This window comes from Rodentibacter rarus (genome assembly GCF_001998965.1).
GTDB classification, from domain to species: domain Bacteria; phylum Pseudomonadota; class Gammaproteobacteria; order Enterobacterales; family Pasteurellaceae; genus Rodentibacter; species Rodentibacter rarus.
This window is the reverse complement of record NZ_MLHJ01000123.1, coordinates 1-10,409: the sequence shown is the minus strand read 5'-3', so window position 1 is coordinate 10,409 and position 10,409 is coordinate 1. Positions and strand designations below refer to the sequence as shown.

8 protein-coding genes are annotated in these 10,409 nt (G+C 42.0%); 6 read left to right on the top strand and 2 right to left on the bottom strand.

The window, feature by feature from the left end; all coding sequences use genetic code 11:
* Nucleotides 1–93 (top strand): IS3 family transposase (locus BKK50_RS10850; protein ID WP_143529816.1); only part of this gene is annotated, 93 nt, incomplete at its 5' end.
* A gap of 36 nt (nucleotides 94–129) precedes the next feature.
* Here BKK50_RS10850 and prfC read toward each other — a convergent pair.
* Nucleotides 130–1,710: a peptide chain release factor 3 gene (gene prfC, locus BKK50_RS10845; protein ID WP_077417949.1), complete on the bottom strand. Its 1,581-nt coding sequence runs from the start codon at nucleotides 1,708–1,710 to the stop codon at nucleotides 130–132.
* Nucleotides 1,711–1,888: 178 nt separating this feature from the next.
* Here prfC and BKK50_RS10840 point away from each other — a divergent pair, with 178 nt between their 5' ends.
* Nucleotides 1,889–2,755 carry a phosphoribosylaminoimidazolesuccinocarboxamide synthase gene (locus tag BKK50_RS10840; RefSeq protein ID WP_077417946.1) on the top strand — a complete coding sequence of 289 codons (867 nt, stop codon included), beginning with the start codon at nucleotides 1,889–1,891 and terminating at the stop codon, nucleotides 2,753–2,755.
* Between the two features lie 176 nt (nucleotides 2,756–2,931).
* Nucleotides 2,932–4,266 carry an argininosuccinate synthase gene (gene argG / locus BKK50_RS10835; protein ID WP_077417943.1) on the top strand — a complete coding sequence of 445 codons (1,335 nt, stop codon included), beginning with the start codon at nucleotides 2,932–2,934 and terminating at the stop codon, nucleotides 4,264–4,266.
* A gap of 57 nt (nucleotides 4,267–4,323) precedes the next feature.
* On the opposite strand, the gene BKK50_RS10830 is transcribed toward argG, so the two are convergent.
* On the bottom strand, nucleotides 4,324–5,028 hold the full coding sequence (locus tag BKK50_RS10830; protein ID WP_077417940.1) for a YggS family pyridoxal phosphate-dependent enzyme: 705 nt from the start codon (nucleotides 5,026–5,028) through the stop codon (nucleotides 4,324–4,326).
* A gap of 314 nt (nucleotides 5,029–5,342) precedes the next feature.
* Here BKK50_RS10830 and thrA point away from each other — a divergent pair, with 314 nt between their 5' ends.
* From thrA to thrC, 3 genes are all read left to right on the top strand, one after another.
* The gene (gene thrA, locus BKK50_RS10825; protein WP_077417937.1) at nucleotides 5,343–7,790 is read left to right on the top strand and encodes a bifunctional aspartate kinase/homoserine dehydrogenase I; all 2,448 of its coding nucleotides are present in this window, start codon (nucleotides 5,343–5,345) and stop codon (nucleotides 7,788–7,790) included.
* A 12-nt stretch (nucleotides 7,791–7,802) separates the two neighbouring features.
* Complete coding sequence (gene thrB, locus BKK50_RS10820) at nucleotides 7,803–8,747, top strand: homoserine kinase (RefSeq protein ID WP_077417934.1); 945 nt, start codon at nucleotides 7,803–7,805, stop codon at nucleotides 8,745–8,747.
* 108 nt (nucleotides 8,748–8,855) lie between these two features.
* On the top strand, nucleotides 8,856–10,130 hold the full coding sequence (gene thrC / locus BKK50_RS10815) for a threonine synthase (protein ID WP_077417932.1): 1,275 nt from the start codon (nucleotides 8,856–8,858) through the stop codon (nucleotides 10,128–10,130).
* Nucleotides 10,131–10,409: the final 279 nt, after the last annotated feature.

Sequence of the window (10,409 nt, the reverse complement as noted above, 5' to 3'; positions counted from 1 at the left end):
GAAGAATATTTGGTGTATTACAACGAAAAACGAATAAAACTGGATTTAAAAGGATTGAGCCCGGTGCAATACCGAACTCAATATTTAAGTTAATAATCTGTCCAACTTTTGGGGGCAGATCACCTCACGTTAGTGTTCACGCGTTTTAAAAAATGCTACATCAGGATAACGTTCTTGGGCTAAATTTAAATTTACCATGGTGGGGGCGATATAAGTGAGGTTATCACCGCCGTCTAAGGCTAAATTTTGCTCGTTTTTGCGTTTAAATTCTTCAAATTTTTTGCCATCGCTACATTCCACCCAACGGGCGGTGGCTACGTTCACATTTTCGTAAATGGCTTCTACATTATATTCTGTTTTCAGGCGGGAAACGACCACATCAAATTGCAATACACCCACCGCACCTACGATTAAATCATTATTGATAAGTGGACGGAACACCTGCACAGCCCCCTCTTCGGAAAGTTGCACTAACCCTTTTAATAACTGCTTTTGTTTGAGGGGATCTTTCAGGCGAATTCGGCGGAATAATTCAGGCGCAAAGTTTGGAATACCTGTAAATTTTAAATTTTCGCCTTGGGTGAAGGTATCGCCAATTTGGATTGTTCCGTGGTTATGCAAACCGATAATATCACCCGCATAGGCTTCTTCTGCATGTGAGCGATCCCCTGCCATAAAGGTTAAGGCATCGGAAATCACCACATCTTTACCGATACGAACGTGCTTTAATTTCATTCCTTTTTCATATTTGCCGGATACTACACGCATAAAGGCGACACGGTCGCGGTGTTTTGGATCCATATTGGCTTGGATTTTGAACACAAAACCGCTAAATTTTTCTTCTGAGCTTTCCACCGTGCGGGTATCTGCTTGGCGAGCCTGTGGTTTAGGCGCCCATTCTGTTAAACCGTCAAGGAAGTGGTCCACACCGAAATTACCCAATGCTGTTCCAAAAAAGACAGGGGTCAACTCACCTTTGATAAAGGCATCATATTCAAATTCATTGCTTGCCCCTTGTACTAATTCTAATTCATCACGCAACTGTTGGGCTAAATCATCACCGACTGCGGCATCTAATTCCGGATTGTTCAAGCCTTTTACAATACGCACTTCTTGAATGGTTGAACCTCGTCCTGATTGATATAAATAGGTTTCGTCTTTGGTGAGATGATAAACGCCTTTAAACAATTTACCGCAGCCGATTGGCCAAGTGATAGGCGCACAACGAATTTGCAGAACATTTTCCACTTCGTCCAACAATTCCATGGGGTCACGAATATCACGGTCGAGTTTATTCATAAAGGTGATAATCGGCGTATCACGAAGGCTGGTGACTTCCATTAATTTAATTGTCCGTTCCTCAACCCCTTTGGCGGCATCAATCACCATCAAGCAACTGTCCACTGCGGTTAAAGTGCGGTAAGTATCTTCAGAGAAATCTTCGTGCCCCGGGGTGTCAAGTAAGTTTACCAAGCAATCATTGTAAGGAAACTGCATCACGGAAGTAGTAATCGAAATACCACGTTGTTTTTCCATTTCCATCCAGTCGGATTTGGCATGTGCTGTCGAGCCTTTGCCTTTCACCGAACCGGCGGTTTGAATGGCATTACCATATAAAAGCACTTTTTCGGTAATCGTGGTTTTACCCGCATCGGGGTGGGAAATAATTGCAAATGTTCTGCGTTTATTCACTTCTTGAGGATAAGTCATGATCTTCTCTTGTTGGTAAAAAATGTTCGCTATTCTCGCTGATTTTGGCATTTTGCTCAAATTAAATTGAGCAAATTCATCGAATTTCATTATTTTTTCAAAAACAGCAAACGTTTGCTTCAAAAGTGCGGTACAATGTGCGCCGATTTTTTTTACCGCAATAAAAAAGGTGCAAACCATGACACAACAAATTCTCAGTCTGAAAAAAATCTACTCAGGCAAAGTGCGTGATCTTTATGAAATTGATGATAAGCGAATGTTGATGGTCGCCACAGATCGTCTTTCCGCCTTTGATGTGATTTTAGATGATCCCATTCCACGAAAAGGTGAAATCCTGACACAAATTTCAAATTTTTGGTTTAACAAATTAGCGCACATTATGCCCAATCATTTCACCGGTGATTCCGTTTATGATGTGCTACCAAAGGAAGAGGCTGATTTCGTGAAGGACAGGGCAGTGGTTTGCAAGCGTTTGAACCCGATTAAAATTGAATCCATCGTGCGTGGCTATTTAACCGGAAGCGGGTTAAAGGATTATCAACAAACGGGCACGATTTGCGGTTTGAAATTACCGGAAGGATTAGTGGAAGCGAGCAAATTGCCCGAACCTATTTTTACCCCTTCAAGCAAAGAGGAAGTGGGAAACCACGACATTAACATCAGCTATGAAGAATGTGAAAAATTAATCGGCGCAGATTTGGCGGCGCAAGTCAAAGAAAAGGCCATTGCACTTTATACCGCTGCCGCAGAATATGCACTCACTAAAGGGATCATTATTTGTGATACGAAGTTTGAATTTGGTTTAGACGAAAACGGCACGCTAACGCTGATGGATGAAGTCCTCACGCCGGATTCCAGCCGTTTTTGGTCGGTTGAAACTTATCAAGAAGGCACAAATCCCCCTTCTTTTGATAAGCAATTTGTACGTGACTGGTTAGAAAATAGTGGTTGGAACAAGCAACCTCCAGCGCCTAGAGTACCTGGCAATGTGATTGAAAAAACGGTTGCGAAATACCAAGAAGCCTTGGATCTATTGACACAATAATGCGAGAAATCCCTGCTCGAGAAAGCAGGGATTTTTATGATGTAAAGCGATGAGAAAAATACATCGTTAAATTCGGAAAGCACTGGACAAACGAGAAAAGTGCGGTTATATTCTTGCGAGTTTTTATTCATATAAAATGATTAAATATTCAAAACAACCTTAAGTAAGGAAAAAATATGTCAAATACCATTTTACAAAATTTACCAAAAGGGCAAAAAGTCGGCATCGCCTTCTCCGGTGGTTTGGATACTAGCGCTGCATTACTTTGGATGCGTCAAAAAGGCGCAGTGCCTTACGCTTACACGGCGAATTTAGGTCAGCCTGACGAAGAGGATTATAATGCAATTCCTAAAAAAGCCATGGCTTATGGGGCTGAAAATGCCCGTTTAATTGATTGCCGTGCACAACTTGTGCATGAAGGGATTGCGGCAATTCAATGTGGTGCATTTCATATTTCAACAGGCGGTATTCCTTACTTTAATACGACCCCCCTTGGTCGTGCTGTAACGGGTACGATGCTTGTGGCTGCGATGAAAGAAGATGATGTGAATATTTGGGGCGATGGTTCTACTTTTAAAGGTAATGATATCGAACGTTTTTATCGCTACGGTTTATTAACCAACCCGAAATTAAAAATTTATAAACCTTGGTTGGACGATCAGTTTATTCACGAATTAGGCGGCCGCTTTGAAATGTCACAGTTCTTAATTGAAAACGGCTTTGATTACAAAATGTCCGTTGAAAAAGCCTATTCAACGGATTCCAACATGCTGGGTGCAACCCACGAAGCGAAAGATTTGGAAGAATTAAGCACAGGGATGAAGATTGTTAAACCCATCATGGGCGTTGCCTTCTGGGATGAAAGCGTTGAAATCAAACCGGAAACCGTCACCGTAACCTTTGAAGAAGGCGTACCGGTGGCGTTAAACGGACAACGCTTTGATGATGCAGTCGAGATGATGCAAGAAGCTAATCGCATTGGTGGTCGTCATGGTTTAGGCATGTCAGACCAAATCGAAAACCGTATTATTGAAGCGAAATCCCGTGGTATTTATGAAGCACCGGGAATGGCATTATTACATATCGCTTACGAGCGTTTAGTCACCGGTATCCATAATGAAGATACCATTGAGCAATATCGTATTAACGGTTTACGTTTAGGTCGCTTATTATACCAAGGTCGTTGGTTTGATCCGCAAGCCTTAATGTTGCGTGAAACAGCACAACGTTGGGTGGCAAAAGCCATTACCGGCACTGTTACCCTAGAATTACGTCGTGGTAACGATTTCACTATTTTAAATACGGAATCGCCGAATTTAACTTATGAAGCAGAACGTTTAAGTATGGAAAAAGTGGAAGATGCGCCATTCGATCCAATCGATCGTATCGGTCAATTAACTATGCGTAATCTTGATGTTGCGGATACCCGTGGTAAATTGGGGATCTACGCAGAAACCGGCTTGCTCGTGTCGAATAAAAATTCAGTGTTACCACAGTTAGGCAAAAAATAACATTGAGCTGATAGGAATAACCGCACAAAAGTGCGGTTATTTTTTTGGACGTTTTTTCTATTTTGCCGAATAATCCCGTTCACCAAAAATTGCCGTGCCGATACGCACCATCGTTGAACCGCATTTTATGGCACTGGGCATATCCTCGCTCATTCCCATAGAAAGGGTATCGATTGGCTGATGTGGAAAGGTCTGTTTGAGCTGTTCAAATAACGCTGCCATTTTTTTAAAGCTCTTTTCTTGCTCTGTAATGTCTGTGGTTGGGGCAGGAATTGCCATTAATCCACGTAGCCGTAAGTGCGGTAGATTTTCTATCTGTTTTGCCAGCTCGAGCATCGCTTCAGGCGCAATACCGGATTTACTTTCTTCATCACTAATATTAATTTGAATCAAAACATTTAATGGCGCTTTATTGGCGGGGCGTTGTTCATTTAATCGTTGGGCAATTTTCACCCGATCAAGGGTTTGCATCCAATCGAAATGCGTTGCGACTAATCGACTTTTATTGGATTGCAAAGGGCCGATAAAATGCCACTCTAATTTTATGCCTTGTGCCTCAAAGTGCTGAATTTTCTCCACGCCCTCTTGCACATAATTTTCACCGAAAGCGATGTGTCCCGCTTGATAAGCCGTGAGAATATCGGAAACAGGTTTAGTTTTAGACACAGCCAATAACTTTACCGAATTTGAAGGGCGATGAACCTGCTCACATAAGGTATGAATGGTTTGTTGAATGTGTTGTAGTTGGTGTTGAATATTCATTGGATTCTCCTCATTCAAAGTGCGGTTAGTTTACACGAAATTTAATGAGACGAGAAAATTTCTAGCGAATTATCATTTTCTGTTTGACAAGTTAGATAAATTTCAGTATTTCTTAGCGCATTCGTTTTGAAAAATAAAACACAATGAAAAATCACCGCACTTTTAACCGCATGACCATGATTACGATGACCATTACGATGCAAAATGGTGCGGGTTGTTAATGCATAGAAGATAGGATACCGAAAACCCGCAATTCAACCGAATGCGGGTTTTTTTATCAATTTTAAAAATACAACATCTTTAGGAGAATTAATATGCGCGTACTCAAATTTGGTGGCACTTCGCTTGCAAATCCCGAACGTTTTTCTCAGGCAGCCAAGCTGATCGAACAAGCCCATTTGGAAGAGCAAGCGGCAGGCGTTTTATCCGCTCCGGCAAAAATCACTAATCACCTTGTTGCCCTCTCTGAAAAAGCCGCATTAAACCAATCCACTGATACACATTTCAACGAAGCTCTCGATATTTTCTATCACATTATTAATGGCTTATATGCAGAAAATAATCAATTTGACTTACAAGGCACAAAAGCGCTGATTGATGCGGAATTTGCTCAAATTAAAGGGTTGTTGGAAGAAATTCGCCAAGCCGGTAAAGTTGAAGATGCGGTGAAAGCCACCATTGACTGTCGAGGGGAAAAACTCTCCATTGCGATGATGAAAGCCTGGTTTGAAGCTCGGGGTTACAGTGTGCATATTGTGGATCCGGTCAAACAATTATTGGCAAAAGGAGGGTATTTAGAATCCTCCGTTGAAATTGCCGAATCCACAAAACGGGTTAATGCAGCAAGTATTGCAAAAGATAAAGTGGTATTAATGGCAGGGTTTACTGCCGGCAATGAAAAAGGGGAGCTTGTGTTATTAGGTCGTAACGGATCGGATTACTCTGCGGCTTGTTTGGCGGCTTGTTTGAATGCAAGGGTATGTGAAATTTGGACGGATGTGGACGGTGTTTATACCTGTGATCCCCGTTTAGTGCCGGATGCCCGATTATTGCCAACCCTTTCTTATCGTGAAGCTATGGAGCTTTCTTATTTTGGGGCAAAAGTGATTCACCCGCGTACTATTGGTCCATTATTGCCACAAAATATTCCTTGTGTGATCAAAAATACCGGTAACCCTTCAGCACCGGGTTCGATCATTGACGGCAATGAGAAATCAGAAGATTTACAGGTAAAAGGGATCACCAATTTAGATAATTTGGCGATGTTTAACGTTTCAGGTCCGGGAATGCAAGGTATGGTCGGTATGGCGGCTCGTGTCTTTTCAGCGATGTCGGGAGCCGGCATTTCCGTGATTTTAATTACCCAATCCTCATCAGAATACAGCATCAGTTTCTGTGTGCCGGTAAAATCTTCAGAGGCCGCCAAAGCCGTGCTTGAAAATGAGTTTTCTCATGAACTGACTGCTAACCAATTAGAACCGATTGAAGTGATTAAAGATTTATCCATTATCTCTGTCGTGGGCGATGGAATGAAAGAGGCAAAAGGGATTGCTGCTCGCTTTTTCTCCGCATTAGCGCAAGCCAATATCAGCATTGTCGCCATTGCGCAAGGTTCGAGCGAACGTTCTATTTCTGCCGTTGTACCGCAAAACAAAGCCATTGAAGCCGTGAAAGCAACACACCAAGCCCTTTTTAATAATAAAAAAGTGGTGGATATGTTTCTCGTTGGCGTTGGAGGGGTCGGCAGTGAATTGATTGAACAAGTAAAACGCCAACAGGAGTATTTGGCAAAGAAGGACATTGAAATTCGCATCTGTGCGATTGCCAACTCCAACAAAATGCTGCTCAATGAAAACGGTTTAAATTTAGAGAATTGGAAAGCTGATCTTGAAAATGCGACTCAGCCTTCTGATTTTGATGTTTTACTTTCATTTATTAAACTACATCACGTGGTGAATCCAGTCTTTGTTGATTGCACCTCTGCCGAATCCGTTGCGGGGCTTTATGCTCGTGCTTTAAAAGAGGGCTTCCACGTTGTAACACCAAATAAAAAAGCCAATACACGTGATCTCACCTATTATCACGAATTACGCAAAAATGCGCAGGCAAGTCAGCATAAGTTTTTATATGAAACCAACGTGGGGGCGGGTTTACCGGTGATTGAAAACTTACAGAATCTTCTTGCCGCCGGTGATGAATTAGAGCGTTTTGAAGGGATTTTATCTGGCTCGCTCTCCTTTATTTTCGGTAAATTGGAAGAAGGATTTTCCTTATCGGAAGTGACCGCACTTGCCCGAGAAAAAGGCTTCACCGAACCGGATCCCCGTGATGATTTATCCGGTCAAGATGTGGCCCGCAAACTCCTCATTCTTGCTCGTGAAGCCGGTCTAGAATTAGAACTTTCCGATGTGGAAGTGGAAGGCGTGTTGCCACAAGGTTTTTCTGAGGGGAAATCGGCTAATGAATTTATGGCAATGCTGCCACAACTTGATGCTGATTTTAAAGCCCGTGTGGAGGCGGCGAAAGCAGAAGGAAAGGTATTGCGCTATGTGGGACAAATTAATGAAGGGAAATGCAAAGTTTCCATTGTTGCGGTTGATCAAAACAACCCCCTTTATAAAGTGAAAGACGGTGAAAATGCCTTGGCGTTCTACACTCGCTATTATCAGCCGATTCCATTATTATTACGCGGTTACGGTGCGGGTAATGCAGTCACTGCTGCCGGTATCTTCGCTGATATTTTAAGAACATTACAACACTAATGAGGATGGACGATGTTACGAATTTATGCACCTGCATCCAGCGCAAACATCAGCGTAGGCTTTGACACGCTAGGGGTGGCAATTTCCCCTATTGATGGTTCATTATTGGGTGATGTGATTCAAATTGAATCCATTGCCAGTGGGTTTGAATTGGAAAGCGCAGGCTATTTTGTCCGTAAATTACCTAAAGAACCACAAAAAAACATTGTTTATCAAGCCTATGTTTTATTCAGTGAGCAATTAAAGTTGCGTGGTAGAAACATCAAGCCGTTATGTTTAACGCTCGAAAAAAATATGCCGATAGGCTCAGGTTTAGGTTCTAGCGCTTGTTCTATTGTGGCAGCGTTAGTGGCATTAAACCGGTTCCATGATGAACCTTTTTCCAAAATGGAATTGCTTGAAATGATGGGTGAATTGGAAGGGCGAATTTCAGGTTCTATTCACTATGATAACGTTGCGCCTTGCTATCTTGGTGGCGTGCAATTTATGGTGCAATCCCTTGGTAATATTTGTCAAAAACTGCCATTTTTTGACAATTGGTATTGGGTTTTGGCTTATCCGGGAATTGAAGTGTCCACCGCCGAAGCCCGTGCGATTCTCCCTAAAAGCTATACACGGCAAGATGTGATTGCCCATGGTCGCCATTTAGGTGGTTTTGTCCACGCCTGTCACACCCGCCAAGAAAACTTAGCGGCGATGATGATGAAAGATGTGATTGCCGAACCTTATCGGGAATCATTACTGCCTAATTTTGCGGAAGTCAAACAGGCAAGCCGTGATTTAGGGGCGCTTGCCACCGGCATTTCAGGCTCAGGTCCGACCATCTTCTCCATCGCCTCTGATTTGCAAACAGCAACGAAACTTGCGACCTATCTTGAACATCATTATTTGCAAAATAATGAGGGATTTGTTCATGTATGTAAGGTGGATAATGAGGGCGCAAGAGAAATTAGCTAATCAGAGCGTAAGAGTGCGGTTATACCAAAAACGCCGTAAAATGAACCGCACTTTTATCATTTTACTTAAACCATAAAACAAAATAGTCAATTTAAAAATGGATTAATTATGAAGCTATACAATATTAAACACTCGGAAGAACAAGTTAATTTTGCCCAAGCAGTACGCCAAGGGCTTGGAAAAGACCAAGGTTTATTCTTCCCGGAAATCATTCCACAACTTTCCAATATCAACGAATTATTGGATCTTCCTTTGGTCGAACGCAGCCAAAAAATTCTTTCTGCTATCATTGGTGATGAAATTCCAACGGAAACCCTCAATACCATGGTGAAAAATGCTTTCACTTTTCCTGCGCCGTTGCAAAAAGTAGAAGAAAATATTTATGCTTTAGAGCTTTTCCACGGACCGACATTGGCGTTTAAAGACTTTGGTGGGCGTTTTATGGCACAAGCCTTAGCCGCGGTGCGTGGTGATGGCAAAATTACTATTTTAACGGCGACCTCAGGCGATACCGGTGCTGCTGTTGCCCATGCTTTTTACGGATTAGAAAATATTAATGTGGTGATTTTATATCCAAAAGGAAAAATCAGCCCATTACAAGAAAAATTGTTCTGTACCCTTGGGGGAAATATCCGCACTGTTGCCATTAATGGTGATTTCGATGCCTGTCAGGCATTGGTAAAACAAGCCTTTGATGATGCAAAATTGCGTGAGGCAATTGGATTAAATTCAGCCAACTCCATCAATATCAGCCGTTTACTTGCACAAGTTTGTTATTATTTTGAAGCGGTGACCCAATTGCCAAAAGAAAAACGTAATAATGTTGTGGTTTCCGTTCCAAGTGGCAATTTTGGTAATTTAACCGCAGGATTAATTGCCAAAACCTTAGGTTTACCGATCAAACGTTTTATTGCCTCAACCAATGCGAATGATACAGTGCCTCGTTATCTCCAATCCGGCGAATGGGCGCCGAAAGCCACCGTTGCAACCCTTTCTAATGCAATGGATGTCAGCCGTCCAAACAACTGGCCACGTGTGGAAGAATTATTCAAACGTAATGGTTGGAACTTAGCCGAATTAGGGGCGGGTATGCTCACCGATGCCCAAACAGAAGACACCTTAAAAGCGATGCACAAAACCGGTTATATTTGCGAACCACATGGTGCGATTGCTTATCAGCTGTTAAAAGATAAACTTCAGGCGGGAGAAACCGGTATTTTCCTTTGCACCGCACATCCGGCAAAATTTAAAGAATCCGTTGAGCGAATTCTCAATCTTGAATTGCCGTTACCCGAAGCCTTGGATAAACACAACAAATTGCCATTGCTTTCTGATGAAATGGACAATGATTTTGCGCAATTACGTGCTTATTTACTGAAATAACAGGGCATCATGTCAAAATAACCGGTATTATGTAGCAAATGCACAAAACAGAAATTTTAACCAAAACGTAGGGACACACTGCGTGTGTCCGTTATAAAATCAAATTATTTCAATAGGTTAAAATTCGGACACACGCAGTGTGTCCCTACAAGATAACAAAAAACCACGTTGTGCAACTGCTGCATAATACCGGAGTTTTCTCTTTTTCCTATATAATTATGCAACAAATTAAATATTATATGCAGAATATGAAAATCAACTTAATCCATAGCCAAACTA

What these genes read in the sequence shown, in the direction of transcription:
- BKK50_RS10840 (WP_077417946.1), top strand. Translation starts at nt 1,889, where the DNA reads ATGACACAACAAATTCTCAGTCTGAAAAAAATCTACTCAGGCAAAGTG.
- thrB (WP_077417934.1), top strand. Translation starts at nt 7,803, where the DNA reads ATGTTACGAATTTATGCACCTGCATCCAGCGCAAACATCAGCGTAGGC.
- prfC (WP_077417949.1), bottom strand. Translation starts at nt 1,710, where the DNA reads ATGACTTATCCTCAAGAAGTGAATAAACGCAGAACATTTGCAATTATT.
- thrA (WP_077417937.1), top strand. Translation starts at nt 5,343, where the DNA reads ATGCGCGTACTCAAATTTGGTGGCACTTCGCTTGCAAATCCCGAACGT.
- thrC (WP_077417932.1), top strand. Translation starts at nt 8,856, where the DNA reads ATGAAGCTATACAATATTAAACACTCGGAAGAACAAGTTAATTTTGCC.
- BKK50_RS10830 (WP_077417940.1), bottom strand. Translation starts at nt 5,028, where the DNA reads ATGAATATTCAACACCAACTACAACACATTCAACAAACCATTCATACC.
- argG (WP_077417943.1), top strand. Translation starts at nt 2,932, where the DNA reads ATGTCAAATACCATTTTACAAAATTTACCAAAAGGGCAAAAAGTCGGC.